At 63.3% G+C, this 26,723-nt stretch carries 28 protein-coding genes; 16 read left to right on the top strand and 12 right to left on the bottom strand.

The window, feature by feature from the left end; all coding sequences use genetic code 11:
• Window position 1: 1 nt before the first annotated feature.
• Both LHL23_RS04330 and LHL23_RS04325 read left to right on the top strand, forming a co-directional pair.
• Window positions 2-763: a class I SAM-dependent methyltransferase gene (locus LHL23_RS04330; RefSeq protein WP_226428934.1), complete on the top strand. Its 762-nt coding sequence runs from the start codon at window positions 2-4 to the stop codon at window positions 761-763.
• Complete coding sequence (locus LHL23_RS04325; protein WP_226428933.1) at window positions 760-2,229, top strand: hypothetical protein; 1,470 nt, start codon at window positions 760-762, stop codon at window positions 2,227-2,229. Before LHL23_RS04330 ends, LHL23_RS04325 begins: the two co-directional genes overlap by 4 nt.
• 15 nt (window positions 2,230-2,244) lie before the next feature.
• Here the strand turns inward: LHL23_RS04325 and nadC are convergent, their stop codons facing one another.
• From nadC to nadA, 3 genes are read right to left on the bottom strand one after another with little or no spacing between them, the layout of a single operon-like run.
• The gene (gene nadC, locus LHL23_RS04320; protein ID WP_226428932.1) at window positions 2,245-3,099 is read right to left on the bottom strand and encodes a carboxylating nicotinate-nucleotide diphosphorylase; all 855 of its coding nucleotides are present in this window, start codon (window positions 3,097-3,099) and stop codon (window positions 2,245-2,247) included.
• Window positions 3,096-4,652: an L-aspartate oxidase gene (locus LHL23_RS04315; protein ID WP_226428931.1), complete on the bottom strand. Its 1,557-nt coding sequence runs from the start codon at window positions 4,650-4,652 to the stop codon at window positions 3,096-3,098. The genes nadC and LHL23_RS04315 overlap by 4 nt, the downstream gene beginning before the upstream one ends.
• A gap of 3 nt (window positions 4,653-4,655) precedes the next feature.
• Window positions 4,656-5,708, bottom strand: a complete 1,053-nt coding sequence (gene nadA, locus LHL23_RS04310) for a quinolinate synthase NadA (RefSeq protein ID WP_226428930.1) — start codon at window positions 5,706-5,708, stop codon at window positions 4,656-4,658.
• A 289-nt stretch (window positions 5,709-5,997) separates the two neighbouring features.
• Between nadA and LHL23_RS04305 the strand changes: the two genes are divergently transcribed.
• From LHL23_RS04305 to LHL23_RS04295, 3 genes are read left to right on the top strand one after another with little or no spacing between them, the layout of a single operon-like run.
• A complete protein-coding gene (locus tag LHL23_RS04305) occupies window positions 5,998-6,702 on the top strand; it encodes an ABC transporter permease (RefSeq protein WP_222479193.1) in 705 nt (234 codons plus the stop codon).
• A complete protein-coding gene (locus tag LHL23_RS04300) occupies window positions 6,702-7,412 on the top strand; it encodes an ATP-binding cassette domain-containing protein (RefSeq protein WP_226428929.1) in 711 nt (236 codons plus the stop codon). The genes LHL23_RS04305 and LHL23_RS04300 overlap by 1 nt, the downstream gene beginning before the upstream one ends.
• Window positions 7,409-8,212, top strand: coding sequence for a substrate-binding domain-containing protein (locus LHL23_RS04295; RefSeq protein ID WP_226428928.1), 804 nt, complete (start codon window positions 7,409-7,411; stop codon window positions 8,210-8,212). Before LHL23_RS04300 ends, LHL23_RS04295 begins: the two co-directional genes overlap by 4 nt.
• A gap of 72 nt (window positions 8,213-8,284) precedes the next feature.
• Here LHL23_RS04295 and phnF read toward each other — a convergent pair whose 3' ends face one another.
• On the bottom strand, window positions 8,285-8,998 hold the full coding sequence (gene phnF / locus LHL23_RS04290) for a phosphonate metabolism transcriptional regulator PhnF (RefSeq protein WP_226428927.1): 714 nt from the start codon (window positions 8,996-8,998) through the stop codon (window positions 8,285-8,287).
• A 107-nt stretch (window positions 8,999-9,105) separates the two neighbouring features.
• On the opposite strand from phnF, the gene phnG reads away from it, so the two are divergent.
• From phnG to phnN, 9 genes are read left to right on the top strand one after another with little or no spacing between them, the layout of a single operon-like run.
• Window positions 9,106-9,558 (top strand): phosphonate C-P lyase system protein PhnG, encoded by a 453-nt coding sequence (gene phnG / locus LHL23_RS04285; protein WP_226428926.1) that lies wholly within the window; start codon window positions 9,106-9,108, stop codon window positions 9,556-9,558.
• Window positions 9,558-10,142 carry a phosphonate C-P lyase system protein PhnH gene (gene phnH / locus LHL23_RS04280; RefSeq protein ID WP_226428925.1) on the top strand — a complete coding sequence of 195 codons (585 nt, stop codon included), beginning with the start codon at window positions 9,558-9,560 and terminating at the stop codon, window positions 10,140-10,142. Before phnG ends, phnH begins: the two co-directional genes overlap by 1 nt.
• 4 nt (window positions 10,143-10,146) lie before the next feature.
• On the top strand, window positions 10,147-11,247 hold the full coding sequence (locus tag LHL23_RS04275) for a carbon-phosphorus lyase complex subunit PhnI (protein ID WP_226428924.1): 1,101 nt from the start codon (window positions 10,147-10,149) through the stop codon (window positions 11,245-11,247).
• Complete coding sequence (locus LHL23_RS04270) at window positions 11,244-12,089, top strand: DMT family transporter (RefSeq protein WP_226428923.1); 846 nt, start codon at window positions 11,244-11,246, stop codon at window positions 12,087-12,089. Before LHL23_RS04275 ends, LHL23_RS04270 begins: the two co-directional genes overlap by 4 nt.
• Window positions 12,090-12,093: 4 nt before the next feature.
• Window positions 12,094-12,951, top strand: a complete 858-nt coding sequence (locus tag LHL23_RS04265) for an alpha-D-ribose 1-methylphosphonate 5-phosphate C-P-lyase PhnJ (RefSeq protein WP_226428922.1) — start codon at window positions 12,094-12,096, stop codon at window positions 12,949-12,951.
• Window positions 12,948-13,346, top strand: a complete 399-nt coding sequence (locus tag LHL23_RS04260; protein WP_226428921.1) for a VOC family protein — start codon at window positions 12,948-12,950, stop codon at window positions 13,344-13,346. Before LHL23_RS04265 ends, LHL23_RS04260 begins: the two co-directional genes overlap by 4 nt.
• A complete protein-coding gene (gene phnK / locus LHL23_RS04255) occupies window positions 13,333-14,127 on the top strand; it encodes a phosphonate C-P lyase system protein PhnK (RefSeq protein WP_226428920.1) in 795 nt (264 codons plus the stop codon). Before LHL23_RS04260 ends, phnK begins: the two co-directional genes overlap by 14 nt.
• 10 nt (window positions 14,128-14,137) lie before the next feature.
• Complete coding sequence (gene phnL, locus LHL23_RS04250) at window positions 14,138-14,821, top strand: phosphonate C-P lyase system protein PhnL (RefSeq protein WP_226428919.1); 684 nt, start codon at window positions 14,138-14,140, stop codon at window positions 14,819-14,821.
• Window positions 14,818-15,378 carry a phosphonate metabolism protein/1,5-bisphosphokinase (PRPP-forming) PhnN gene (gene phnN / locus LHL23_RS04245; protein WP_226428918.1) on the top strand — a complete coding sequence of 187 codons (561 nt, stop codon included), beginning with the start codon at window positions 14,818-14,820 and terminating at the stop codon, window positions 15,376-15,378. Before phnL ends, phnN begins: the two co-directional genes overlap by 4 nt.
• Here phnN and LHL23_RS04240 read toward each other — a convergent pair.
• Window positions 15,360-16,043, bottom strand: coding sequence for a DUF1045 domain-containing protein (locus tag LHL23_RS04240; RefSeq protein WP_226428917.1), 684 nt, complete (start codon window positions 16,041-16,043; stop codon window positions 15,360-15,362). The two genes, phnN and LHL23_RS04240, sit on opposite strands and share 19 nt — an antisense overlap.
• Before the next feature lie 50 nt (window positions 16,044-16,093).
• Here LHL23_RS04240 and LHL23_RS04235 point away from each other — a divergent pair, with 50 nt between their 5' ends.
• Window positions 16,094-17,236, top strand: coding sequence for an alpha-D-ribose 1-methylphosphonate 5-triphosphate diphosphatase (locus LHL23_RS04235; RefSeq protein WP_226428916.1), 1,143 nt, complete (start codon window positions 16,094-16,096; stop codon window positions 17,234-17,236).
• Window positions 17,237-17,319: 83 nt separating this feature from the next.
• Here the strand turns inward: LHL23_RS04235 and LHL23_RS04230 are convergent, their stop codons facing one another.
• Genes LHL23_RS04230 through LHL23_RS04200 form a run of 7 tightly spaced genes read right to left on the bottom strand, consistent with a single transcriptional unit; the run spans window position 17,320 to window position 23,833 of the window.
• Window positions 17,320-17,799 carry a class I SAM-dependent methyltransferase gene (locus LHL23_RS04230; RefSeq protein ID WP_226428915.1) on the bottom strand — a complete coding sequence of 160 codons (480 nt, stop codon included), beginning with the start codon at window positions 17,797-17,799 and terminating at the stop codon, window positions 17,320-17,322.
• Complete coding sequence (locus tag LHL23_RS04225; RefSeq protein ID WP_226428914.1) at window positions 17,800-18,558, bottom strand: polysaccharide deacetylase family protein; 759 nt, start codon at window positions 18,556-18,558, stop codon at window positions 17,800-17,802.
• Window positions 18,555-19,691 (bottom strand): glycosyltransferase family protein, encoded by a 1,137-nt coding sequence (locus LHL23_RS04220; protein WP_226428913.1) that lies wholly within the window; start codon window positions 19,689-19,691, stop codon window positions 18,555-18,557. Before LHL23_RS04220 ends, LHL23_RS04225 begins: the two co-directional genes overlap by 4 nt.
• Window positions 19,688-20,275 (bottom strand): histidine phosphatase family protein, encoded by a 588-nt coding sequence (locus tag LHL23_RS04215; protein WP_222479233.1) that lies wholly within the window; start codon window positions 20,273-20,275, stop codon window positions 19,688-19,690. The genes LHL23_RS04220 and LHL23_RS04215 overlap by 4 nt, the downstream gene beginning before the upstream one ends.
• Window positions 20,272-21,360 (bottom strand): glycosyltransferase family 4 protein, encoded by a 1,089-nt coding sequence (locus tag LHL23_RS04210; RefSeq protein WP_222479235.1) that lies wholly within the window; start codon window positions 21,358-21,360, stop codon window positions 20,272-20,274. Before LHL23_RS04210 ends, LHL23_RS04215 begins: the two co-directional genes overlap by 4 nt.
• Before the next feature lie 5 nt (window positions 21,361-21,365).
• Window positions 21,366-22,610, bottom strand: a complete 1,245-nt coding sequence (locus LHL23_RS04205; protein ID WP_226428912.1) for a glycosyltransferase family 4 protein — start codon at window positions 22,608-22,610, stop codon at window positions 21,366-21,368.
• On the bottom strand, window positions 22,607-23,833 hold the full coding sequence (locus tag LHL23_RS04200; protein ID WP_226428911.1) for a glycosyltransferase family protein: 1,227 nt from the start codon (window positions 23,831-23,833) through the stop codon (window positions 22,607-22,609). Before LHL23_RS04200 ends, LHL23_RS04205 begins: the two co-directional genes overlap by 4 nt.
• Before the next feature lie 394 nt (window positions 23,834-24,227).
• Between LHL23_RS04200 and LHL23_RS04195 the strand changes: the two genes are divergently transcribed.
• The gene (locus LHL23_RS04195; protein WP_226428910.1) at window positions 24,228-26,615 is read left to right on the top strand and encodes a mechanosensitive ion channel family protein; all 2,388 of its coding nucleotides are present in this window, start codon (window positions 24,228-24,230) and stop codon (window positions 26,613-26,615) included.
• Window positions 26,616-26,723: the final 108 nt, after the last annotated feature.

Raw genomic sequence — 26,723 nt, 5'->3', positions numbered from 1 at the left:
CATGTCCCATATCTATTCCAACGAGTTTTACGACTATATCGATCAGGGTGCGCGCTCCTCGGCTCAGGCGATGATCTCTGTTGTGCAGCCGCAGCTGCAGGCAGGCAGCGTACTGGATCTCGGCAGCGGCCGCGGGGTTTGGCTGAGTGAATGGATAAAGGCAGGTGTCACCGATGTGGCCGGAGTTGATGGCGACTATGTCGACCGCGACCGGCTGGCGATTCCGCGTGATCAGTTTCATGCGGCGGACCTTACCAAACCGTTTGACCTGGGCCGCAAGTTCGACCTCGCGCAGAGCCTGGAAGTGGGTGAACATCTGCCTGAAGCCGCCTCGGAGATGCTGGTCGATAGCCTGACACGCCACGCTGACCGGGTGCTGTTTTCGGCCGCCGTGCCGGGGCAAGGCGGTGAGTTCCACATCAATGAAAAGCCGCTGTTCTTCTGGCAGGAACTGTTTGCCGCACGCGGCTTTGCGGCATTCGATTTTGCCCGGCCGCGGCTGAAAGACATGGAACGGGTTGAACCATGGTACCGCTACAACACCATTCTTTACACCAATGACGCAGGCCGCGAAGGCTTGCCGCAGGAGGTGTTGGCGGCCGCAGTGCCGGAAGGTCAAAAGGTGCCGCTGGCAGGCAGTCTGACTTGGCGGATGCGGCGCGGGATCGTTTCGCTGATGCCGCGCCCGGTTGTCACAAAAATCGCCCAGGGCCGCGCAGCCGTTCTGGCCAGGCGGGCGCGCCGGAAGCAGGAGCCAGCATGACAGTTCTTGCGAGTTCCGCTGCAAGTGTCTCTGACAGGCGTTCTGATCCGAAATTGGCGCTGACGGTCACAGCCGTCTTTGCATTGCTGATGCTGACGGCGCTGTTCCAACTGCCGGACCCGATGATCCGGCATGACGATTACCCCGCACTGCTGGCAGATCCGACACTGTTTTACTCCAAGACCCTGACGGAGGGGCGCTGGGTAAATTACCTGTGGCACCTGCGCGGGGTGGTGACGCCTGCCTGGCTCAATTTCGCCGTCTATCAGCTGCTTTGGGCGGTTTACCTTGGGTGCATGGTGCATAATGCCCTGGGCCGCGAAGCTGATGTCTGGCAGCAGGTGATGGTGGCGCTGATTGCCGGCCTGTGCCTGCCTTGGGTGCTGATCTCGCTGTGGTTCAACACCTTGATCCCCGGGCTGGCAATCGTCGCGCTTTATGCCTGGCTGGCTACAAAGCTGAGCGAGCGCGCCAGCCGCTGGCTGATGCTGGTGTTTGTCCCGGTCTCACTGATGGCCTACACGACCTATCCGTTCCTGGTCCTGGCTATGTGCCTGACGCGTTCGAGCGCCCGGCGCTCAGGCCGTGACCTGGCTGGTCTGCTTGCGCTTTTCGCCGCCAGTTTCGCCCTTGGGATGCTGGCAATCTATTCACTGAACTATGCCGCGCACGGCGTCTTCGGGGTGCCGATGGCGGAGTGGCGCAATCCCAGACCCGCGACCGATCTGGCGACGGCTCTGGAGAATGCCAAGCTGGCCGCGGCTTTCCTGGTGAACCTGGGGCTTAAGGGCGGCTACAACGTGCCGGGTTTGGCGGTGCTGCAGGGCGTGCTGCTTGCCTGCGCTGTTTGGTCCGTGCTGCGTCATGATAAATGGCGAGCGCTGTACATGCTGTCCGGCGCGGGGCTGGGGCTGGCGCTGATATGCCTTCAGGTCATCCGCAGCGGCATTGACATGCCGGTACGGTCGGGTGGCTTCCTCTGGATTTTCGGAGCAGTCTTTCTCGGCTTGTTTGTGCTGTCCCTGCGTGACGCCGGACGGGTCCGGCTTAGCCGCAATCTGCTGTTTGTGGTCACGGCTGCGTATGTCGTTTTTGCCGGTATGACTCATTACTACTACACGGACTGGCACCGGCTGAGCCGGGTCATGGCTGCGGAACTGACCGGGGGGCAAGGGCCGGTCTACGTCACCGGAACCTATCTTTCTCTGGAGGCCGCCCGCAACTCGGATCTGCAGAAATGGCATTCCGTGGAGTTCCGGCTGAAGCATCTGACAGGCCGGGAGATCGTAATGTGCGAAAGCAAGCCCGAAGCCTGCTCAGGCCTTCTGGCTGAGCTGCGCGCCGGGTTGCAAGGCACCGGCTTCGCGGTGCGCCAAATCGAGGGCGGCACCGTGCTGATGCTTTCGCCGGAAGCGCTGCGCGAAGATAAACTGGAGGCAGCCCGCAAGCGCCGGGCGGTGCACTGAGGCGCGCTGTTGCGATCAGAAATCGAGGCCGAGGTCCAGCGTGCGGGCAGAGTGCGTGAGCGCTCCAGAGGAGATATAGTCCACACCGGTGGCTGACACTTCGGCAATCCGCTCCAGGCGCATGTTGCCGGAAGCTTCGGTCACCACGTGGCCCTTGGCCATCTCCACGGCCTGGGTCAGCGTTGGCGTGTCCATGTTGTCAAGCAGGACCACATCGGCGCCGCCGGTGGCAATCACTTCGGAGAGCTGGGCCAGCGTATCGACCTCTATTTCGACTTTCATCATGTGGCTGACGCTGGCCTTGGCAGCTTCCAGCACCGCTTTTACTCCGCCGGCAGCCGCGATGTGGTTGTCCTTGATCAGGATCGCGTCCGACAGTCCGAAACGGTGGTTGTAGCCGCCGCCGTGCAGCACCGCTTGCTTTTCGGCAATGCGCAGACCCGGGGTGGTCTTGCGGGTGCAGGTGATGCGCGTGCAGGTGCCTTTGGTTTCTGCGGCAAAGGCTGCGGTCAGGGTGGCAATGCCGGTCAGACGCCCGGCAAAGTTCAGCGCCACACGTTCGCCCGACAGGATCGAGGCCGCGGAGCCTTCGATTGTCATCAGCGTGTCGCCCTTCTTGCAAGGGCTGCCATCAGGCAGGAGGGTGTCCACCTTCAGCCCGGCATCCACCAGGTGAAAGGCGATGCGGGCGATTTGCATACCCGAGACCACACCGTCCTCCCGCGCGTTCAGCCGGGCAGAGTAGGTGGCGGAAGCGGGGATCACTGCACGGGTGGTGATGTCACCGTTCTGTCCCAGATCCTCCATCAGCGCAGCGCGCACCATCGGTTCCAGGATCAGGTCGGGAAGGGTGGCGAATTGGGTGCTCATGTCAGTTCCTTCACGGCCTTGGCGCGGATGTCCAGGGCCTCCTCCAGGGTGATGCGGGTGCGATGGGCCTGCGCGGGGTCGGCCGCCGGGAAGTCATCGCGGAAATGACCGCCGCGGCTTTCCTTACGCTTTAAAGCTGCTGCGGCGATCAGCGTTGCGGTGGCGCACATGTTGACGAAGTTCTCGTCATCAGCCTGTTCGGCTTCGAGGCGGGCAATCTCTGCAAGCGCTTGGCGAAGACCGCTGGCGGTGCGGCGGACCCCGGCATGGGCGGTCATCGTCTCCCGCAGGGATATAACCGCCGTGTCCTCGAGTTCCTTGCCTCCGGCGGGGAAGCTGGGGCGGACCACTTCCATGCCTTCAGAGGTTTCCAGCGCAGACATGTCCTGTGCTGCGTTGCGGGCATATACCAGCGCCTCAAGCAGCCCGTTGGACGCCAGCCGGTTGGCGCCGTGCAGCCCGGTTGAGGAAGCTTCGCCGCAGACCCAGAGGTTGGAAAGGCTGGTGCGGCCCTGCAGGTCGGCGTCAACACCGCCCATGTGGTAGTGGGCGGCGACAGCGACGGGGATCGGCTCTTGCACCGGATTGATGTCAGCGCGGGCGCAGGTTTCGGCGACTGTCGGAAAGCGGGTCAGCACTTCGGCGCCAAGAGCCTCGCGGGTGTCGAGCATCGGGCGGCGGCCTGCCTGCGTTTCGGCAAAGATGGCGCGGGCGACGATGTCGCGCGGGGCCAGTTCGGCATCCGGGTGCGCCTCAACCATGAAGCGTTCGCCGTCTGAGTTGATCAGCACCGCACCTTCACCGCGCAGGGCTTCGGTTGCCAGCGGTGCCGGGTCCTCGCCGATGTCAAAGGCGGTAGGGTGGAATTGCACGAATTCCGGATCCGCAATGCAAGCGCCGGCCCGGGCGGCAAAACCGATCACCTGGCCGCGGATGCGGGGCGGGTTAGTGGTATGGGCAAAAAGCCCGCCGGAGCCGCCGCCGGCCAGCAGCACGCCGGGCGCCTTGATCAGCACCGGGGCAGAGGGCGCGTCGGCGCGGGTGATCCAGATGCCGGTGACAGTTGCGTCCTCAGTCTCGAGCCGCACAGCCTGGGAGTTTTCCAGAACTTGCACAGACGGGGCTGCGCGAACGGCGGCAATCAGCGTCTGCATGATCTGATCGCCGGCCTGGTCACCCTTCACCCGCACCACGCGGGCGGCGGAGTGGGCGGCCTCGCGGCTCATCACGTAGTTTCCCTTCGCGTCGCGGTCGAAGGGTGTGCCGAGTTCGGTCAGGTCGAGGATGTGCTCGCGCGCAACCCGGGTCACCATTGCGGCGACCTCCGGATCGACGGTGCCGGCCCCTGCCTGCAAGGTGTCGGCGGCATGCGCCTCGGGCGTGTCATGATTGGCCATGGCAGCTGCGACACCGCCCTGGGCCCAGGCTGAGCTTGCGCCTTCGCCCAGCCGTTCAGGAGAGATCACCAGAACCGGCCGCGGTGCCAGCTCAAGCGCGGCATAAAGCGCACCAAGACCTGCGCCGGCAATGACGATACGGCCGGTTTCGATCACGGATCAGATGCCCAGCTTTTGTGAAAGGTCGATCATACGCTGAACTGCGACGCGGGCCTTTTCGGCGACTTCAGGGTCCACCTCGACCGGCTCGGTCAAGGTGTGCAGCGACCACAGGACTTTCTCCAGGGTGATCTTCTTCATGTAGGGGCACATGTTGCAGGGGCCGACAAACTCAACTTCGGGCAGCTGGTCAGCAATATTCGAGGCCATCGAGCATTCGGTGATCAGCAGCGCCTTTTCCGGCTTCTCGTCGGTCACGTATTTGACGATGCCGCTGGTGGAGCCGGAGAAATCTGCCTCTGCCACCACATCCGGCGGGCATTCCGGGTGGGCGATCAGCCGTGTGCCCGGGTTCCATTCACGGAAGTCGCGCAGGTCCTTGGCGGTGTACTGCTCATGCACAATGCAGGAGCCCTCCCACCAGACGATGTTCTTTTCCGGAACCTGCTGGGCAATGTTCTGGGCCAGGTACTGGTCCGGCGTCATGATGATGGTGTCTTCTTCCATCGCCGCAACGATCTGCGCAGCGTTGGAGGAGGTGCAGCAGATGTCCGAGGCGGCTTTCACCTCGGCAGTGGTGTTCACATAGGTGACCACCGGCGCACCCGGATAGCGGCGGCGCATTTCCGCGACACCTTCGGCGGTGATGCTTTCTGCCAGCGAGCAGCCTGCCTCCATATCCGGGATCAGCACGGTCTTGTCCGGGCTGAGGATCTTGGAGGTCTCGGCCATGAAATGCACACCGCATTGCACGATCACGTCAGCCTCGACCCGGGTCGCTTCGATTGCCAATTGAAGGCTGTCACCGACCACGTCCGAGATGCCGTGATAGATTTCGGGCGTCATGTAGTTATGTGCCAGAATCACCGCGTTGCGTTGTTTCTTCAGCTCAAGAATCGCCGCAACATAAGGTGCATGAGTGGCCCATTCGATTGGGTTCACCACGCGGTCCATGCGGGCGTAGACATCTGCCATCTGTTCGGCCAAGGCCGGGTTGGGGGCCAGATCGTAATGGTTGGCGAGCTGATCCCGCATGGATTGCAGGTCGAACATGGCGTATCCTCAAGGTTGCGTCAGGGGTGACACTTTGGGCGGGGGTTGTTTCATGTTCATATCATCCGCGCAAGCGCGTGTGAGCGGAAACGGAGCCAAATGCGGTGATTTGGCGCTAACAGGCGGCATCTCGGGGAAGCCGTTGTTTCTCAGATGGGTATTGGCAGCATGATTTTCCAGCCGGTTTGCCGTTTTTGGCTGTCCCGGCGTCCTCTCCTGTGATTTGGAGCCGCGCAAAGCCATGTTAGACCGGGCTGGTATGTGGCCCCTGGGAGAGTGACCGGACGCAATGAATGATCTGTGGGCAGGACTGAGCCAGGCCTTTTGGCTGTTGGTGACGCTGGACGCGGATCTGGTGGAGATAACCTTGCGTTCCTTGCGGGTCACATTGACCGCGCTGGTGATAGCCTGCGCCATTGCGCTGCCGCTGGCAGCCTTTCTGGCGGTGCGCAGGTTCCGGATGCGGCGCGCCACGATTGCGGTGTTGAACGCGTTGATGGGCCTACCGCCTGTTGTGGTTGGGCTGGTGGTCTATGTGTTCCTGTCCCGCGCCGGGCCATTCGGGGTCTTTGGGCTGCTGTTTACGCCAACGGCGATGATCATTGCGCAGGTGATTATCGTAGTGCCATTGGTGGCCTCGGTTGCGCATCAGAGCTTGCGCGAGCTGTGGAGCGACTACCACGACCTGCTGATTTCGATGAACGCTACCCAGTTCCAGCGCATCCAGGCGCTGTTGTGGGACGGGCGCCGGGCGCTGCTGACCGCGGCCCTGGCAGGCTTTGGCCGCGCGATCGGCGAAGTGGGCGCGATCATGGTGGTCGGCGGCAATATTGACCACGCAACGCGGGTGCTGACCACGGCGATTGCGCTGGAAACCGGTAAGGGCGAGTTTGCAATGGCGCTGGGCCTGGGCTTCGTGCTGATTGCGCTGGCGATTGCGGTCAACCTGGCGATCCACTGGCTGGGCCGCACTGAGAGTGAAGGGCGCTGGTGATGCAGATGTTCCCGCTGAAGGCCACAGGCGCCCAGGTGCGCCGCCGCGGCAAGGTGCTGGTCGGCCCGGTCGACCTGACGCTGGGCGGGCAGGGCACCTCGATCATCATTGGTCCGAATGGGGCGGGCAAGACCACGCTGCTGAAGATGCTGCATGGTATCGTGCGGATGAATGGCGGCAGCCTGGACTGGGCCTGCCCGCTGGAGGAGGCGCAGAAGCATCAGGCCTTTGTGTTCCAGACACCGGTGATGATGCGGCGTTCGGTAATCGACAACATCGCTTATCCGCTGCGGCTGACGGGCTTGAGCCGCCGCCAGGCCCGCTCGCGGGCTGCAGATTGGGCGGCCCGTGTCGGCTTGGGTGAAATTCTGGAACGTCAAGCCACCATGCTGTCAGGCGGAGAACGGCAGAAGCTGGCGCTGGCCCGTGCACTGGTTCGTGAGCCACAAGTGCTGTTTCTGGATGAGCCCTGTGCGGCGCTGGACGGCAGGGCCACGCGCGAGATCGAGGAAATTCTGGCACATGCCGCCGGCAGCGGCACCCGGCTGATCATGTCCACCCATAACATGGGCCAAGCCCGGCGGCTGGCGGATGAAGTGATTTTTGTCTTGCAGGGCCGCATCCACGAATTCAGCCCGGCAGCAGAGTTTTTCGCCGGGCCTGAAACAGCGCATGCGCGCGCATTTCTGAATGGAGATATTGTCGAATGAAACGTCTGATTTTGGGCGCCGTTGCCTCTTTGGTCTGGGCTGCGGCGGCGCTGGCGGAAGAGATGAAGATGGCGGTGACCACCTCTTTCCACAATTCCGGGCTGGCTGAGATCCTTCTGCCGGAGATCAAGAAGGACCTGGGGCTGGATGTGCAGCTGCTGGTCGTCGGCACCGGCCAGGCGATCCGCCTGGGGGAGGCGGGCGACGTCGACGCGATTCTGGTGCATTCAAAGAAGGCCGAGGAGAAATTCCTGAAGGGCGGCAACGGCACCCACCGCCGCGAGATCATGTACAATGATTTTGTTTTCATCGGGCCTGAAGGCGATGCAGCAGGGATCACTGGCGCCGAAAATGCAGCCGGTGCTTTGCAAAGGATTGCCGGGACGGAGGCGGCTTTTGTCAGCCGCGGCGACGACAGCGGCACGCACAAGAAGGAGCTGAGCCTCTGGAAGGCCGCAGGGCTGGAGCCCGAAGGTTTCGGTGAGTGGTATCGTGCTGTTGGCGCTGGCATGGGGGCAGCGCTGAACACCGCTGCAGGCATGGACGCCTATATCATGTCGGACCGCGCCAGCTGGCTGAATTTCGGCAACAAGGCGGGGCTGAGCCTGCTGTTCGCCGGTGACCCGGTGCTGTTCAACCAGTACGCCTATATCCCGGTGAACCCGGCGAAGCATGGCCATGTGAAGAATGGCCTGGCAATGCAACTGGAGGAATGGCTGGTCTCGGACAAGGCCAGGGAGCTGATCAACGGCTACCAGATCAATGGGGAAACGCTGTTCGTCTTTAACGCCCAGCAGTGACTTGATCTGATCTGGATAAACGGAGCCCCTGCCTTTGGCGGGGGCTTTTCTTGGTGCTGATGGAAAGCGCCCTCAGCTTTCGCCGCCTACCGTAAGCGTCACCCGGTCGCCGGCAAACCAGGTGCGGCCGAACTCGACAGGCCGCCCCTGCGGATCCGCATTGACGCCTGTTGTGCGCAGGATCGGGCTGCCTTCGGCGATCCTGAGGTGCAGCGCCTGGGTGGCCGTGGCAAGCTTGGCGGTGATCCGGGTCTCGATCCGGGTGTAATCCTCAACCCCGAATTTCTGCAGCGCTGCGGTGACCGAACGCTGCTCCTGAAGGGCTTCGAAAATGCCGGGAAAGCGGTCTGCGGGAAAGATGCTTTGGAACAGGGCAATGGGCTGACCGTCCGCCAGTGACAATCCGTCATAGACATGCACCTCGGCGCCCGGGTCCAGTTGCAGCGCCTTGGCCTCGCGGGCAGATGCCGCGCGGGTTTCCAGCGTTAGGATCTGCTTGGCAGGGCTGCGGCCCTCGCGTGTCAGGTTCTGGTGGAACCGCACCCGCCTGCCGATCGGGTAATCGGTCGGCTTTGCCGCCACGAACACACCAGCGCCGCGGCGGGAATGCACCAGGCCCTGTTCGCTCATCTCCGCCAGCGCCCGGCGAACCGTATGGCGGTTCACGCCGAACCGGGTTGCAAGCTGCGCCTCGGCAGGCAGCTTGCCGCCGGTCTCATAACGGCCCTGCGCAATGTCGTCGGTCAGGGCAATGGCGATGGATTTCCAAACAGGGGTGCGGGCCATGTCACGGAACTTTCACAACTCTTCGATTGCGCCGTTAAGCGCGACTCGGTTAGTATTTGTCTAGTTGTATAGAGTTAATAGACAACATGGCCAAGAGGCTTAGACAGATGAACACCACTTTTTTCGCAGAGGACCGCAAAGGCTGGATGAGCCTGCTGGCCTCCGCTGACGAGGCCCGGCTGACTGAACTGTGGCACGGCTTCGGGGCGGACCCTGCTTGCGAATTCCTGCGTGCCCCTGAGGCGGGCGGCGTCATGGTGCGCGGCCGCATGGGCGGCACCGGGGCTTCCTTCAATCTGGGTGAAATGACTGTCACCCGCTGCGCGCTGGCGCTGACCGATGGCACTGTCGGCCACGGCTATATTCAGGGCCGCAGCAAGGCCAAGGCCGAAATCGCGGCCAAGGTTGATGCGCTGATGCAGACCGGTGCCGCGGAGGCCCTGCATGCCGCGGTTCTGGCGCCGCTGGCTGAAGAACGGCAGGCGCAAAAAGACACGCGCGCGGCCAAGGCAGCGGCAACCAAGGTCGAGTTTTTTACCATGGTGCGGGGAGAGGGCTGATGAGCCTGCAAACTTGCACTGCCGTCTATGCAGGCGGTTTCAGCAATCCCCCGGTGACGGCTGCGCACGCCTTTCGCGCGGCAATGAATGCAATGGCGCGCCCGGGCCAGATCCAGAACATCTCCGGCGCCATTCCGCCTGCGGGGGTGTCGGTGGCTGCGGGCACCCTGCTGCTGACGTTGTGTGATCCGGAAACTGGCGTCTATCTGGCTCCAGGCTTGGACAGCGACGCGTTGCGCGGCTGGCTGACGTTTCACACCGGCGCTCCGGTTGTTGAGGCCGGGCAGGCCGACTTTGCTCTGGGCACTTGGGACGCGCTGCTGCCGCTGGCCCGGTTCCGCGCCGGGACCGCCGAATATCCCGACCGTTCCGCAACACTGATTGTCGAGGTGCCTGGCTTCGGCCCGCCGAATGCGGTGCTGAAGGGACCGGGAATTAAGGGCACCGCCCAAATGCAGCTGCCCGAAATTTCTGCCTTCCGGAACAACGCAGTGCTGTACCCGCTGGGTGTGGATTTTTTCTTCACCGCGGGGGCGCAGGTCGCTGCGCTGCCGCGGTCAACCCAGGTCACGGCGGAGGCATAAGCGCATGTATGTTGCAGTCAAAGGCGGCGAGCGCGCCATTGAAAATGCCCATGCCTGGCTTGCCGAGGAGCGCCGCGGCAGCAAGGAGGTGTCAGAGCTGAGCCTCGCCCAGATCCGCGAGCAGCTGAGCCTGGCTGTGAACCGGGTGATGGCGGAGGGGTCGCTCTATGACCCGGACCTCGCTGCGCTGGCCATCAAGCAGTCGCGCGGCGATCTGATCGAGGCGATCTTCCTCATTCGCGCTTATCGAACCACCCTGCCGCGGTTCGGCTGCTCAAAGCCGGTGGAGACCGGCAAAATGGCTTGCGACAGGCGTATTTCGGCGACCTTCAAGGATGCGCCGGGCGGGCAGGTGCTGGGGCCGACTTTCGACTACACCCACCGGCTGCTGGATTTCAAACTGGCCGCTGACGGCGAGGTGCCCGAAGCGGCAGTTGCCGAGCCGCGGCGGGAGGCCACGCCGCATATCACCGAATTCCTGCAGGGTGAGGATATCATCGAGCGCGAGCCGTTCTCGGATGCGGAGCCGGGCGATCTGACCCGCGAACCGATGTCTTTTCCGGCGGGCAGGGCGGTGCGCCTGCAGTCGCTCGCGCGCGGGGATGAGGGCTTCATCCTCGGCATGGCGTATTCGACCCAGCGCGGCTATGCGCGCAACCACGCCTTTGTCGGTGAGCTGCGCATCGGGTGTGTGCCGGTGGAGATGGAAATCCCCGAACTGGGTTTTGCCATCGAAATCGGCGAGGTGGAGCTGACCGAATGCGAGACCGTGAACCAGTTCAAGGGTTCCAAGACTGTGCCGCCGCAGTTCACCCGCGGCTACGGGCTGGTTTTCGGCCAGTCGGAGCGCAAGTCCATCGCCATGGCGCTGGTGGATCGCGCGCTGCGCTGGGAGGAACTGGGCGAGGATAACGTGGGGGCTGCGGCGCAGGACGAGGAGTTTGTCCTGAGCCACGCCGACAACATCCAGGCAACCGGTTTCCTGGAGCACATCAAGCTGCCGCACTATGTGGACTTCCAGTCCGAGCTGGAACTGGTTCGCAAACTGCGCCGGGAGGCAGAGGAACTGGCGGAGGCGCTGGCTGCACGGGAGGCCGCGGAATGAGCGGGACCGTATTTGCCGTCGTGCTGCTGGCCGCCGCCCTGCATGCAACTTGGAATGCGCTGGTCAAAGGCGGTGCTGACAAGACAGCTTCGATGACGGCGGTTGTTCTGGGGCAGGGGGCGGCAGGACTGCTGCTGCTGCCCATCGCACCGCCTCTGGATTGGGCGTGCTGGCCCTATTTGCTGGCGGGCATTGCGCTGCATCTGGGCTATCAGCTGTTCCTGATCCAGTCCTACAAGCTGGGCGATCTCACGCAGGTCTACCCGATAGCCCGTGGAGCCTCTCCGCTCTTGGTGGCTGCGGGGACTGCCATGTTCCTCGGCGCTGCTTTCAGCCAGGCGGAGTTGCTGGCGCTGCTGATGATATCGGCCGGTATCCTGTCGATTGCGCTGGTGCGCAGGCAGGATGGCACCTTCAGCATGAAAGCCGGTGCACTGGCGCTGGTGACGGGTATGTTCATTGCCTCCTATTCCATCGTCGACGGCCAGGGCGCACGGGTTGCCGGCACTGCGCTTGGCTTTTTCGGCACATTGACTGCCGCCAATGCGCTTGCCTTCGGAGCAATCATCGGGGTGTCCCGTCCGGAGATGCTGCGGGGGCTGCAGGCCTTGTGGAGGCTGGCGGTTTTCGGCGGCGGTGCCTCCTTCACGGCATATGTCCTGGTGGTGTGGGCCTTCACGCAGGCGCCCATCGCGCTGGTCACTGCGCTGCGCGAGACCTCGATCATCTTTGCCCTCCTGCTGGGGGTCGGTTTCCTAGGCGAGAAACTGGATCTCAGGAAAGTGTTTTCAACCGCGCTGACCCTCGCCGGGGCGGTGCTGCTCAGACTGAACCGGAGCTGACCCGATGAGTGACTACAACTTCGCCTATCTGGACGAACAGACCAAGCGGATGATCCGCCGGGCGATCCTCAAGGGCCTCGCAGTGCCCGGCTATCAGGTGCCCTTTGCCAGCCGCGAGATGCCGATGCCCTATGGCTGGGGTACTGGTGGCGTGCAGGTCTCTGCCGCAACACTGACCCCGGATGACACGCTGAAAGTGATCGATCAGGGCGCAGACGATACCACCAATGCGGTCTCCATCCGCAAGTTCTTTGAAAAGACCGCGGGGGTATCGACCACTGAGGTAACGGAGAAGGCCAGCGTCATCCAGACACGCCACCGGATCCCGGAGGCGGCCTTATCGGAGGACCAGATCCTGGTCTATCAGGTGCCGATCCCGGAGCCGCTGCGCTTTCTGGAGCCGCGGGAGACCGAAACCCGCAAGATGCATGCGCTGCAGGAATACGGGCTGATGCATGTGAAGCTTTACGAGGACATTTCGCAGCACGGTGCGATTGCCACCGCCTATGCCTACCCGGTGAAGGTGGAGGGGCGCTATGTGATGGATCCGTCGCCGATCCCGAAATTCGACAACCCCAAGATGGAGATGGCGGCCATCCAGCTGTTCGGCGCAGGCCGGGAGCAGCGCATCTATGCACTTCCGCCCTATACCAAAGTGGTTTCTCTGGATTTCGAGGATTACCCGTTTGAGGCCAGCAAGGCGGATCATCCCTGCGACTTGTGCGGGGCAGAGGACAGCTATCTGGATGAGGTGATCCTGGATGATGCGGGCAACCGGATGTTTGTTTGTTCGGACACTGATTATTGCCGCTTGCGGCGCGATGCCGGCCACATCGGCCGAATGGGAGAACTGGCAGCATGAGCACGGAAGTATTGGGCATCGATCACCTGGGTCTGACCGTTGGAGATCTGGAGGCCAGCCTTGGCTTTTTCATAGGCTGCCTAGGGTGGGAGAAATTCGGCGGCAATCCGGAATACCCCTCTGTCTACGTGACCAACGGGCACGCTAAGATCACGCTCTGGCAACGGGTGGAAGAAGGAGCAGGCTTTGACCGCAAGGCCAACATAGGCCTGCACCATACCGCGCTGAAGGTCGCGGACGAGAACGCGCTTTTGCGGTTGTTTCAACAGATAAAAGCCTGGCCCGGAGTGACAGTCGAATTTGCGCCGGAGCTGTCCGGCAGCGGCCCCAAGAAGCATTTCATGATCCTGGAACCGGGCGGCACCCGGCTGGAGTTTTCCTATGACCCGAGATGACGGCAACCTGGCAGTCCCGCTGCTGCAAGTGAGGAATGTCAGCAAACTTTATGGCGCGCGGATCGGCTGCTCCGATGTGAGCTTTGATCTGTACCCCGGCGAAGTCATGGGGATCGTCGGCGAGAGCGGTTCCGGAAAGTCGACCCTGTTGAACAGCCTTGCGGGCCATCTGGTCCCGGACCGGGGCGAAGTGATCTTTGACACCCGCGCGGAGGGGCCGGTGGATACCGTCACCATGTCAGAACCCGAACGGCGGATGCTGAGCCGCACTGACTGGGCCTTCGTGCATCAGCACGCCCGCGACGGATTGCGGATGTCCGTCAGCGCGGGCGGCAATATCGGGGAACGGCTGATGGCCGTGGGCGATCGCCACTATGGTTCGATCCGCGAGCGTGCCGCTGATTGGCTGGGCCGGGTCGAGATCAGCGAATGCCGGATTGATGACCGCCCCTCGGCCTTTTCCGGCGGCATGCAGCAGCGGCTGCAGATTGCCCGCAACCTGGTGACCGGCCCGCGGCTGGTGTTCATGGATGAACCCACCGGAGGTCTGGACGTGTCTGTTCAGGCCAAGCTGCTGGACCTGCTGCGCGGGCTGGTGCGGGAAATGGGGCTGAGCGCGATCATTGTGACCCACGACCTGGCGGTAGTGCGGTTGCTGGCCGACCGGCTGATGGTGATGAAGGACGGCCATGTGGTTGAAACCGGACTGACGGATCAAGTGCTGGACGATCCCCAGCACGCCTACACACAGCTGCTGGTTTCCAGCGTGCTGCAAGTCTGAGGGCAAGGCGATGATTGAACTGAACGGTGTGAGCAAGAGCTTCACCCTGCACAACCAGGGCAGTGCGGTGATACCGGTGATGGAAAACGCCTCGCTAAGTGTGAAACCTGGCGAGTGTGTTGGTCTGACCGGGGATTCGGGGGCTGGCAAGTCCACCCTGATGCGGGTGATCTACGGCAACTATCTGGCGGCTTCCGGCAGCGTGGTGGTTGGCGGCATCGATGTCGCCAAGGCAGAGCCGCGCGAAATTCTGGCGCTGCGCCGCGAAACGCTGGGCTATGTCAGCCAGTTCCTGCGGGTGGTTCCAAGGGTGTCGGCGCTGGACGTGGTGGCCGAGCCGCTGCTTGCTGCCGGCACGCCGGCGGAAGCCGCGCGCGACAAGGCGGCCTCTCTGCTGGCGCGGCTCAATATCCCCGAACGTCTGTGGAGCCTCAGCCCGACGACATTTTCAGGCGGTGAGCAGCAGCGGGTGAATATTGCCCGCGGCTTTGCCTATGCCTATCCTGCGATGCTGCTGGACGAGCCGACGGCGAGCCTGGATGCCCAGAACCGCGCAACAGTTCTGGAACTGATCGAAGACGCCAAGGCGCGCGGGGCCGCGATCATCGGGATTTTCCACGACGCAGCGGCGCGCGAACGAGTCTGCGACCGGTTTGTGGATGTCTCCAGCTTCTCTCGCGGAGCCGCGGCATGAGTGCGGCACCTGTGAAAGGGCCGGTTATTGCCGTGGTCGGGCCTTCCGGGGTCGGCAAGGACAGCCTGATGTCGGCGCTGGCGGTATGCTGCCCGCAGCTGCGGCTGATGCGCCGTGTGATTACCCGTGCCCCAGAAGCTGGCGGTGAGAACTATCAGGCCGTCACTGAGGCCGAGTTTTCCGCCCTGGCCGAGACTGGTGTCTTTGCCCTGCACTGGCAGGCGCATGGGCTTCACTACGGTATTCCGCAAGACATCGACACGCTGCGGCATGGATCTGCCGGCGTGCTGGTGAACCTTTCGCGTGCCGTGCTGCTGCAAGCGCAAGAGGTTTTCGAGGATCTCATCGTCCTGTCGGTCACCGCGCGGCCGGACGTTCTGGCGGAACGGCTTGCGGCCCGGGGCCGGGAGAACACCGAAGGTGTCCGGCGCCGTCTCGAACGGGCCGGAAACCCGCTGCCGGAGGGACTGGCCCGTGTCCACCAAATTGACAACAGCGGGGCGCTTAGCGCAGCAGTGAACGACGCGCTGACCGCGCTTCAGCCTGAGAGGGCGTAGCGGTGGATCAGGTGGAAGTTTCCATCCGGCGCCTCTCCCATCAGCGCCAGGTCCCGGATTACAAGTGGCGCAGGCAGCAGCGGCATCAGATGCGTGCTGAGCGCGTCTTCAACCGCAGGCAATTCCGGCTTGGGCAGCTTGCCGCTGAGCGTGATGTGAAAGCGGAACTGCTCGAGCACGTAGGGGTAGCCCCAACGGCTGAGGTTGTGATCCTGCGGTGGCGTCAGCCCGGCGGTCCGGCGGCGATCCAGCTCAGCTTCGGACGCGGGTGCGCGGAACCTGTCGAGCTCTGTCACGCAGGCTGCGGCAAGCGCGTTCAGGGCGGTTTCGTCTCCAGTGGGGCGCAAAGCCAGAAAGCGGCCGAGACGGGCCAGGTGAAGGCCTTCCAGAACAACAGGCTTCTGCGCCGCGGCCAGCTCTGCGCAGGCAGCCTCCAGCGCGGCCTGGGTCTGCCCTTCGGCAAGGCGCATCGGCGGCTTCAGCGTCGCGTGCAGCCCGTATTTGCGCGGCACGGCGGTGATTGCCGCGACATCCAGCTCCGCAATGTCAGGGTGGGGCAAGCTGCGCCCCGTCTCCAGGTCCCAACCCAGCCAGCTGGCGCCGAAGCAGCTCCAGGCCTCATCGGCGGGGGGGGCATAATAGATCGCGTATCGCGTGAATGTCACATTGGCCTCCTAGGTGTGGCCTTCCATAGCTTGAAAGATGTGAAGTTCAGATGACAGATGAATTGATCCTTGCCAATGCCACGCTGGTGCTGCCGGGCGAGACCCGGAGCGGCAGTGTGAAGATCGCGGGCGGCGCGATTGCAGACATCGCAGATGGCGGCACCGTTCCGGCAGGCGCGGTGGATTGCGGCGGAGATTATGTCTGCCCGGGGCTGGTGGAGCTGCACACCGACAATCTGGAACGCCACATCCAGCCGCGCCCCAGGGTCGATTGGCCTCATGCCAGCGCCATAATCGCGCATGACGCCGAACTGGCCGGAACCGGGATCACCACCGTGTTTGATGCCATGCGCGTCGGCTCGATCAGCCGTAAAGAAAGCCGGTATGGCGCGTATGCCCGCAGGCTGGCCGGCGAACTGCTGGAACTTCAGGCTGCAGAGGCTTTGAAAATTTCTCACTTCCTGCATTTACGGGCGGAAGTCTGTTCAGACTCACTGGTCGCGGAACTTGACGCCTTTGGAGAGGCAGACCGGGTCGGGCTGGTCTCCCTGATGGACCACACACCGGGGCAGCGGCAGTTTCGCGACATCTCAAAGCTGGAAGCTTATGTGAAAGGCAAGCACGGGTTTGATGATTCTGGTTTCCAGGCGCATATCTCGCACCTGAGGGAGCTGCGGGAGGCCTATGGAGATCTGCATGAGGCGGAGGCGGTAAAGGCTGCGAAGCGGTTCGGCGCGGTCCTGGCGAGCCATGATGATACGACCGCGGGGCAGGTAGCAGTTTCCGCAGGCCACGGCATTCGCCTGGCGGAATTCCCGACGACCGTGGAGGCCGCAAGGGCCTGCCACTCCCACGGCATCAAGGTGATGATGGGTGCGCCCAACCTGATCCGCGGCGGCTCGCACTCCGGCAATGTGGCGGCGCAGGAACTGGCGGACCTGGAACTGCTGGATATCCTGTCGTCAGATTACGTCCCGGCGGCACTGTTGATGGCCGCGGTCAAGCTCGGCAGGCTGTGGGGCGACATGGCGCGGGGGCTGGGCACCGTGACTCATGCCCCGGCCGATGCGGTAGGGCTGCATGACCGGGGGCGGCTGGCAACCGGCAAACGCGCCGACCTGATCCGCTTTGGCATCAAGGCAGGCACGCCCGCTTTGCGAGGGGTCTGGTCGCGCGGGGTGCGGGTGGCCTGACAGCGAGGTCTGGGTGAAAGGCGCCCGCTGTCTTGCAGTCCAAGCGTGCACTGCCCGGCCGCAGGGGCCGGGCGGGTCCGGGATCAGCCGGCCCGGTAGAACATGTAGCGTCCCAGGGGTATGCCCGCGGGGCCGTCCAGTTCCTCGAACCCGGCCAGCGGCTGGCCGGACACAATGATGCCGCCAGGAGCCATAACCTGGGCAATAGCGGGGGAGAGAGCAGCCGCTTCTGCAACGTCCCTTTCCTTGACTCCAAAGCCGAAATCATAATGGGCCAGGGCGATCCTGTGGCCTTCCGCGGCCAGCTTTTCAAGCATCGGCTGGGCTTCGCCTTGCAGGAAGTCCTGCTCCGGCGGCACGCAAGCGGGGTGGCATTGCAGAACCCGGTCGATCACCCAGATCCGGCGGTCTGCCAGGACTTCGCGCAGGTGGTCGTAGGTGCGCCCGTTGCCAAGCCCCATGTCCAGAACATCACCGTCCATCGTGCTGATCTGTTCTGCGGCCCAGTTCAGCCCGTCGCGCTGAGCAGTCAAGCGGCGCAGCATGGAGTCGAGGCGGCTCATTCAGGACATCCTTTCATCATAAATCCAAGCTTCACCCGGGCCATCCAGCAAGCGTTTGGCCAGCGCACTGATGAAGGACCAGATTGCCTCGTCATGCACCAGATGGTGGGTCAGCAGCCCGTAGGGCTCAGCGTTGTCCGCCTCGCCCAGGCGACGGTCGCGCAGCTGGCGCGCAACTTGTGCGATCAGCTGTTCCGGAGGCAGCAGGCTGTGGCCGCCCTTCCAGTCTATCGGGTCCAGATGGGTGTTCACGCGCAGCAGGCCGGAGGCAGGCTTGGCCGCCTTGCGCGGGGCAAATGTGGAAACTGCAGTGAAGCCGGCACCGGCCAGCCAGGTCAGCATTTCCGGCGAGATCCGGTTCCAGGGCGGCACGAACATCGGCCGAAGGCTGCTGCCGAACAGCTTTTTCAAGGCGGTCAAGCCATGTTCAGCGTCTTCCAGCAACTCCTCCAGCGGGCGGTGCGCACCGAACTCTGCCTTTTTTTCCCCTGCCGGGGCGTGGTTCTGATGCGCCCAGCCATGGACCACGGGGATCAACTGCGGATTGTCGGCGGCAAAACGGGCCAGATCGGCGGTAGCGCCCTGCGGGATCACGGCCAGGTGCACCGGCAGGTCAAGCTTCGCTGAGAGGTCTGCCAATCGCTCCAATTCGGCGGACTGGGACATAGCGTCGTCGTCCCGCCACCACAACGGCAGGGTCAGGTTTCCCTTCTGCCAATGGGCCAACTCCCTGTCCAGCGCGCTCCAGTCTGGTGTCATCCCCGCCCTCCCGCAAGTTCTGCGGCAATCTCCACACTCCGGGAGGCGCCGTCAAACCTGAAACCGCCTGCAACCCGCGGCGGTGCACGCAAAACCGCTTTGACCGCAGCGCATAGCGTTTCGGGGGTCAGGTCGGCAGTTCTGACCACTTCGATGCCGTTCAGAGGGGCGAGACTGGCGGCGCGAAGCCCCTGTTCTTTCTCGTTTCCGGCGTCAAAAGGGATCAGAACCGAGGGCGTCCCTGCTTGCAACAGGTCCAGCGCGGTATTGTAGCCGCACATGCTGATGGAGGCCGCGGCGTGCGAGAGCATCTGGCGGAAGTCTTTGCGGGCAGGCTCCAGCAGCGCGGGAGAGCCAGTCTTGGAAAAGTCTGCAATCCGCGCTTTGGCATCCGTACCGCCGACCAGAAGCCGCCAGGGGGTACCCGGCATCAGCCTGGCTGCGTCCAGTGCGCATTGATAAAGCGGTGTGCCGACACTGCCGCCGCCTGCGCTGACCAGGACTTCTCCGCTGCCTGCCTGATGCGGGTGGGGGCCTGCCGCCGGCGGTGCAACATAGCCGGTGTAGCGCAGCTTTCCCGCAAGCAATTCTGAGACTGGCCAGCTGGCCTCAAGCCGGGTGGCGGCGGGGTCGGAGTGCACCAGCACCGCGTCATAGTACCCAGCGATGACTGCATCGGCCTTCTCAGCCTTCTCCGGTTTGGACGGCGGCGCGAGGATGTCGCGGATGGAGGACAGGATCACCGGCCGCCGGGGCAGCGCATGGGCCGTTTGCAGCAGTGTCAGAAACTCCTTGCGCAGGGAGCGGCGGCCGAACGGGTAGAGCTCGGTGATCAGCACGTCTGGCTGCATATCCTCAAGAGCTTGGCATAGGGCGGTCTGACGTCGGGCCAGATAGGCTTCTCCCGCCAGGGAGCCGTCCTCTGCCAGCAGCCGGGTGAAGTCTACCCCGTCGGAGCGCAGCGGGGGCAACTGCAGCAGGCCGATCCCGTCTGCATGGAGCTGCGGCGCCGGAAAACCGCCGGATGCGACCTGCACGGTGTGACCAGCCTTAATAAAGCCCCTCGCCAGCGTCAGAGCGCGGGACAGATGGCCGGTGCCAAGCAGGTGGGTAACGGCGATCATAACCTTCATGAGGGACCCCTGCGGAGCAACCGGACCGGCTCCGCCCATGGAGTTAGGTCTAGCCCGTCAACTTCGACGACAAACAGTCGGTTGCGCTTGATGCGGAAGGGAGCGGGGCCGTTGAAGCCCCAGCCAAAGGCGCGGGCCAGGATCATACGCATGATGCCGATATGGCAAACCGCCACTGCGTCCCGCTCCAAACTGGCCAGCCAGAGTTCAATGCGGGACCAGACCTCAGCAGGGGTCTCGCCGCCGGGCGGGCGGTAGTCCCATCCCCACTCTTCGATATCGCGGAAACCGCTGCCGGGGTCTGCTTTCAGGTCCAGCCCGTGCAGTCCTTCCCACGCGCCCCAGTTCATCTCGATGAGTTCGGGTGCCGCTCGCGGCGCGCGGTCAGCGACCAGTTCCGCAGTTTCCACCGCACGCATTAACGGACTGGACCAAAGTTCCGCCTGTTGCCAGTCCGCGGGCAGGAAGCAACCGCCAAGCTCCACCCGGGCCTGGTCGTCCAGGGGGATGTCGCTGCGGCCCTGGATGCGGCCGGCGCGGTTCCAAGCGGTATGCCCGTGGCGCAAAAGGGCTAGGCGGATCATGCGGATGGCTCCATCAGCGGCAAAACGGTTTCCCAGAACTGCCGGGCAGCGGCCGGGGCGAGGTGTTGGTTCGATATGAAGTCCCGGGCATCCCGGGCAGTTTTGGCGCGGAGCGATCGGTTTGCAAGCAGGCGACTGGCAAAGGATGCAAGCGCCTGTGCGCCATCTTCCGGTGCCGGGTACGGCCGGGGCAGCAGAACGTCCCGAACGCCGGGGCGGTCCTGAGCCGCAATCGGCAGGCCGTGGGCCTGTGCTTCCAGGTAGACCATGCCAAAGGCTTCATTCACGCCGGGCCACAGGAACAGGCTGGCTTTGGCATAGGCCGCAGCCAGTTCCTCGCGCGTCAGCTGGCCTAGGAAGCGGACCTTGTCACCGAATGGCGCCATCAGCGTCTCAACGTCGGCACGGGCCGGACCGTCTCCGGCGATTTCGAGGCGCCAATCGCCGGGCAGCAGGGCAAGCGTATCCGCGATGATGCTGTAAGACGTGAATTTGTCGCCCGCGCGCATCATGCCTGCGGTCAGCATCGGGCCGTCCAGGGTGGATGCGGCAGGCAAATCCTCAAGCGTGAGGAAGGGTGGCAGGTGGGCTATCTTCTGGTTGCCGAAGCGGTCACGCTGCAGCGCAAAGCGGTCATGCCGGGTGAAGTAAAATATCGCAGACGCGTGGTCGGCGGCGGCGTGTGCCGCTTTTGCGAACTCTCCCCAAGGCCCAGCCAGCCGCTTCTTGGCGCGGGTGGATTCAATCTGCACATAGGGGATGCCCCGGGCCAAGGCCACGGCAGGGCCTATCAGATCCGGAGCTTTGTAGTAATTGTGGTAGGTGACCCAGAGGTCCGCGTCCGGCATCTGCGCGATCAGCCGGGCGGCCTCTGCATCAGCCGCCTTGCGCAGTGCGGTTTGCAAGGCCGGGTCGCCGCGTTTGTCATAAATTCTGAGATCGGAAACCAGTTGCACACCGGTCCCGCTCGTGCGGAGCAGGTCCATCAGGTTGCGGGCAATTTCGCGATCGCCGGAGGGCACCGGGTGATGCGGCGGCTTCATCGGCGCGTAGAAGGCAACCCGCATTCCGGCTCTCGGCTGCATGGCCGTCAGCCGCCGTGCAGCATTGCGCTCAGCCGCTTCGAGAGCCGGGCAATGCCGGGATCCATGCCGAAATCCATGCGAAGACGGTCAAGCGCGGCCTCGGCCATTGCGGCCAGTTGCTGCGGCTGCCGGGCGGCGAAAAGCAGGGTTTCGGCCAGCGCTTCGGGGCTGTCCTCGCTCAGCAGGCCATGGATGCCGTGGGTAATGAATTCCGGAATAGCGGACACAGGCGTCGACAGGATGGGCAGGCGCTGCGAAGCAGCCTCCATTAGCACGTTGGGCAGCCCGTCGCGGTCGCCGTCCGAAGCCACCCGGCTGGGCAGCACAAACAGGTCAGAGGAGCGCATTTCCTCGATTACTTCCGGCTGGTCGCAGGCCCCTCGCCAGGTGATGCGGCGGGCAATGCCTGCATCTTCGGCCATGCCTTGCAGAAGGTCTCCCAGACCGCCGCCGCCGATATGGGTCCAATGCCAGTCAAGACCCGCAGGCAGCAGCGTGAGAGCAGCGATCAGCCGGTCAAAGCCTTTTTTCTCGACCAGGCGGCCAACCGACATGAAATGTATCGGATCCTGAGCGAGACGCTGCTGCCGCACAGGCGGGGCGGGGAAGCGGGACAGGTCGAGACCGTGGTAAACCAGATCGACCCGGTCTGGCGTGTCGGCCAGCTGTTGCAGGTGCTTTGCCCCGAACCCGGTGCAGGTGGCGCCGAAAGCCGCACCGTGATGAGCCGCGGAAAGCTTTTCCTGAAGTTCCCAGCCGGGTGAGGTCCAGATATCCTTGGCGTGCGCCGAAAAACTCCAGGGCAGGCCACGCATGATCGCGGCATATCGGGCCACCGAGGAGGGGGTATGTAGGAAATGCGCATAAAGCCCCAGCACCTCCGCGGGCATTTCGGCAGCCAAAACACAGGCCTGCCCGAAACGGCGGATGCGGTTAGGGGTCAGATCGCGGCGCAGATCGGCGCGCCAGATGCGGTAGGCCTCGGCGTAGCCGGGAAGCTGCTGAGCCTGCGCGCGTGCACGCCAAACCCGCTCGGGTTCCTGATAAAGGTATTCGGGCAGGTAGTTTACCTTGGCCTGCAGCCGCGCGTGCAAGGGGTGCCGTTTGACGTCCGTTGGGTGCCGCAATGACCAGATCTCAAAAGTGTGGCCAGCAGCCTCCAGCGCGACCAGTTCCTGGGCGATGAAGGTCTCGGAGAGCCGGGGCCAGCCTTTTACTACAACTGCCAGAGGCGGACGGGCAGAGGTCATTCCGCGGCCTCTTTGCGCACGTCCTGCAAAAGCGCCGCTACCCGGCGGGTAACGTAGTCGAGCCCATCGAGCAGCCCTTCGGAACCTGCCGCAGACGGCGGCGGCTGGGTGGCCAAAGCCCTGATCGCCCTGACCAGAGAAGGCGCAGTCCATCCGTCGCGGGTTTCATCCAGCATGGACGTGAGGCCGATCTCTTCGGCCCGGCTGGCCCGGATCCACTGCTCCAGCCTGGGGGTGGTGCGGGGCACGATCACTGCCGGTTTGTCAAAGGAAAGGACTTCGCAGAAAGTATTGTAGCCGCCCATGCAGACGACGCCCTGGGCGCCGGCAAACAGGGTCTCGATTTGCGATTCAAAACCAACGGCGGTGACACGGCCATCCAGCAGGGCAACGCGCTCTTCAAAGTCTTCACGGGTTTCGCCGGACAGAAACGGACCATAAACCAGCACTGCTCGGGGCGACAGGTCCGGATCCGCTTCATAGGCAGACAGCACCAGATCCACCATCATCTCGCCATCGCCGCCGCCGCCGGGGGTAACCAGCAGGTAGGGCTGCTCAGGCGGCTCGCCCACTTGGCCAAGGTCGCGGCGCAGATAGCCGGTCCAATGGATCCGGGCCTGCATCTCGGGCGTGAAGGGCAGCCCGGCGGTGGGGTCATAAACCGAGCGAGGCCCATAGACCCAGATTTCGTCATAGAAGTCGCGGGTGGCCTCGACCGCGTGTTTGCGCTCCCATTCTGCTGCCAGCACCTCCGGGTCATCCAGCACGTCGCGCAAGCCCAGCACTGTCTTGCATCGTCCACGCGACTTCAGAAGATCAAGCGCTGGCATCAGCTCGCCGCGAAAGCCGGTGGGTTCCTTGTCAGCGATGAGAACGTCAGGGTCATACTGCTCAACGGTTGAGCGGATCAGGGCCGCGCGCAGGTCTGCGGTTTCCTCTATGCTCATCCCCATCGTGCGCGAGGCATAGGAACCGTCCGACCGTTTGATAACGCCGGGCAGACGCACATGGTCAACCCGGGACGGGAAGGAGAACCTGCCAGCCACGGGGGAGCCTGTTAGGATCAGCGCAGAAGCATCGGGATTGTCAGCCGTGATTGCCCCAGCCAGCGCCCGCGACCGGCGCAAGTGCCCCAGCCCGAAGGTGTCATGGCTGTAGAACATGATCCGGGGACCGCGTCTGGCGGTTTCCGCTGTGCGGTGGGTGATGCCTGTGTCCGTCATTGGATCGCCTGGTTGGATTTCCGGCCTGTGCCTGGCTGCAAGCAGGCCGCGGCGGCACCAGAAGCAGGCCAGCCTGCGCTGCCGCTCGTCTCCGGGCGCGTGCTGCTATGCTCCGCCATCTTCCGCCTCAGTTTGCGTGCCCGTTGTCCGTAGGCGGCAGGGGCACGGTCAGTATTTGCTTTCGCCGCTTCCGGTCCTGACTGGTTGCAGGCAGGCCGCAGCATCACGGGTTTCCGCCCGAAGGGCTGATATCTGAATTTGTATAACTTGGACCCCTTGCGCATGCAATCATGCGGCCCTGTTGCAAGGTGCACAGTAAATTGCGCGCGCGCTATTTGCGCAACGCCCCGGCAGGTGGTTAATTTGGCTCAAGTTTCCATAAGGATAGCCCGACATGCTGCACTCACTGTTTCGGATTCTCTTCTGTCTGCTGCTGGGCTTCGGGCTGACGGCTCACGCCAGTGCGCAGGAAAGTGACGCAAGCGGCGCGGAGGCGCTCTCCCAGGCTATTGAGCAAGCCGCCGAAAGCGGTGTCAGCGTGCTGGTTGTCGACAGCAGCGGCCGGTTGCTGAATGCGCCGCCGGAGACAGGGCGGCAGGAAGGCCCGTCCGCCTCCGGCGCAATGGAGCAGCCGTCAGCGCTGATGAAGGCCCAGTCCAGGGTCGCAGCCTTCCGGGCAGAACTGAACAGTCGGCTGGAGGCGCTGCCGTATTCAGTCTTTGAGATGCAATACATCCTGCGCCAGACCAGTCCGGACGGGCGCATCATGACCTACGTCGAGGTGCTGGGCTGGAGTGTCCTGTTCCTGCTTATCGGGCGCTGGCTGTCTGTGGAAATCTACGGCAAGCGTTTCGCGAAAGGGTTTGTGGTCGCTCGGATCCGGGAAACTCCCGAAGGTTATCAGGAAAAGATGCCTTTTCTGGTCTTCCGCTTCCTGATGGGGATCGGGGCCACGATCTTTGCGATGATCTTTGCAGCCTTGATTTCGTATCTGATTTTCGGTGCGTCGGGCGATCCCTCCATCGAGTTTACCGTCACGGCGATCTACACCGCCTACTTCCTGGCACGGACCGTATCGGACCTGTGGCGGATGGTGCTGTCACCTTTCCTGGCGCAATACCGTATCCCGGTATTTTCCGACCGGGATGCCAAGCGTCTCTATATCTGGGCGTCCTTGCTGGCGACTTACGACATTTCCTCAACGCTGTTTGCAACCTGGGTCGGGGATTTCGGTCTTAACTACAACGTCTATGCACTGGTCTACGGCGTTCTGGCACTGGTCGGGACGCTGGGGAATCTGCTGATGGTACTGGTCAACGGCCGGGCAATTTCCAATGCCATCCGTGCTGGCCGCCCGCCCGAAGACTGTTCGTGGCTGGTGCGGTTCCTCGCGGTCGCCTGGGCACCGGTGCTGATGGTCTACATGGTTTTCGGCTGGCTCAAGCTGGCCTTCGATCTTGTGCTTGAGCACGAGGTGTCGATCCCTCTGATGGCGGGCAGCTACTTCGTTCTGACCACGATCCTGGTGGTTTATGGGGCGATCAATTATGTGATCGAGCGGTATTTCCGCCGCAGCCTTGCTGTTCAAACCTCTTCAGCCGCGCAAGATGCTGCACCGGAAGCGGGCGGGGCGGGCGCTGACACTGAGACAGCGCAGCCGGACGGCGCTTCTTTGGAAGCGGAGGAAGAGGAGGGTGAGGAAGCCGCCCTCCCCAAGGTAAAACACCCGATCGGCACTTACGAAGATCTCGCCCGCAGGGTTGCCGGTATCCTGGCCTTTGTCGTCGGAGCCTATTCTCTGGTTATAGTCTGGAACCCGGACGCCAGCTGGCTCAAGACCACTGCTGCAGAGCGGGTGGTGGATGTGACTGTCATCCTGTTTATCGGCTATATCGTCTATCACCTGTTCCGGATCTGGATCGACAGCAAGATCGACGAAGAAGTGGGCGATGTTCCGGAGGCCGAGCTGGGCGATGAGGGCGGTGCCGGCGGGGCCAGTCGGCTGGCGACCCTGCTGCCGCTGTTCCGCGGTGCAATCCTGGCGGTGGTGCTGGTGTCGATCGTCCTGATCCTGCTGCTGGAGCTGGGCATCAATGTCAGCCCGCTCTTTGCCGGTGCCGGCGTGGTTGGCCTGGCCGTGGGCTTTGGTTCGCAGACGCTGGTGCGGGACATCTTCTCGGGCGCATTCTTCCTGATTGATGATGCGTTCCGCAAAGGCGAATACATCGACATCGGCGATGTGAAGGGCACAGTCGAAAAGATCTCAGTCCGCTCCTTCCAGCTGCGCCATCATTTGGGCGCGCTGCACACCATTCCCTTTGGCGAGATCAAGGTGCTGACCAATTACTCCCGCGACTGGGTGATGATGAAATTGCCGTTGCGGGTGACCTATGACACAGACGTGGAGAAGGTCAGAAAGCTGATTAAGAAGCTGGGTCAAAAGCTGATGGACGATCCGGTTGTCGGACATACCTTCATCCAGCCGTTGAAGTCGCAAGGTGTGATCGAGATGCAGGACTCGGCAATGATCATCCGGGTGAAGTTCATGACCAAGCCGGGTGATCAGTGGATCGTCCGCAAGCGGGTGTATCAGGAAATCCGCGAGCTGTTCGCGCGCGAAGGTGTCAAATTCGCCCACCGCGAGGTCACGGTGCGCCTGGCCCCGGACCAGGAGGAAGAGGTGACACCGAAACAGAAGGAGGCCGCATTGGGAGCTGTGCAGGCAGCCATTGACGAAGATATGCTGGAAGACATGGGCGGACCAGGCGGCGACGACCGCTGAGCGGGCTTGGCAGCGGGCGCCCTCCCGCCCCCGCGCTTGACCGCCGACGCGTTCAGCTTGGGGTTGGGTCTTGCGCCGCGCTATCGCGCGGAGCGGTCTTGTACGGAT

This window comes from Leisingera sp. McT4-56, assembly GCF_020514995.1.
Classification (GTDB): Bacteria; Pseudomonadota; Alphaproteobacteria; order Rhodobacterales; family Rhodobacteraceae; genus Leisingera; species Leisingera aquaemixtae_A.
The sequence above is the reverse complement of the archived record's forward strand: the minus strand, read 5'-3'. Positions and strand labels throughout refer to the sequence as shown.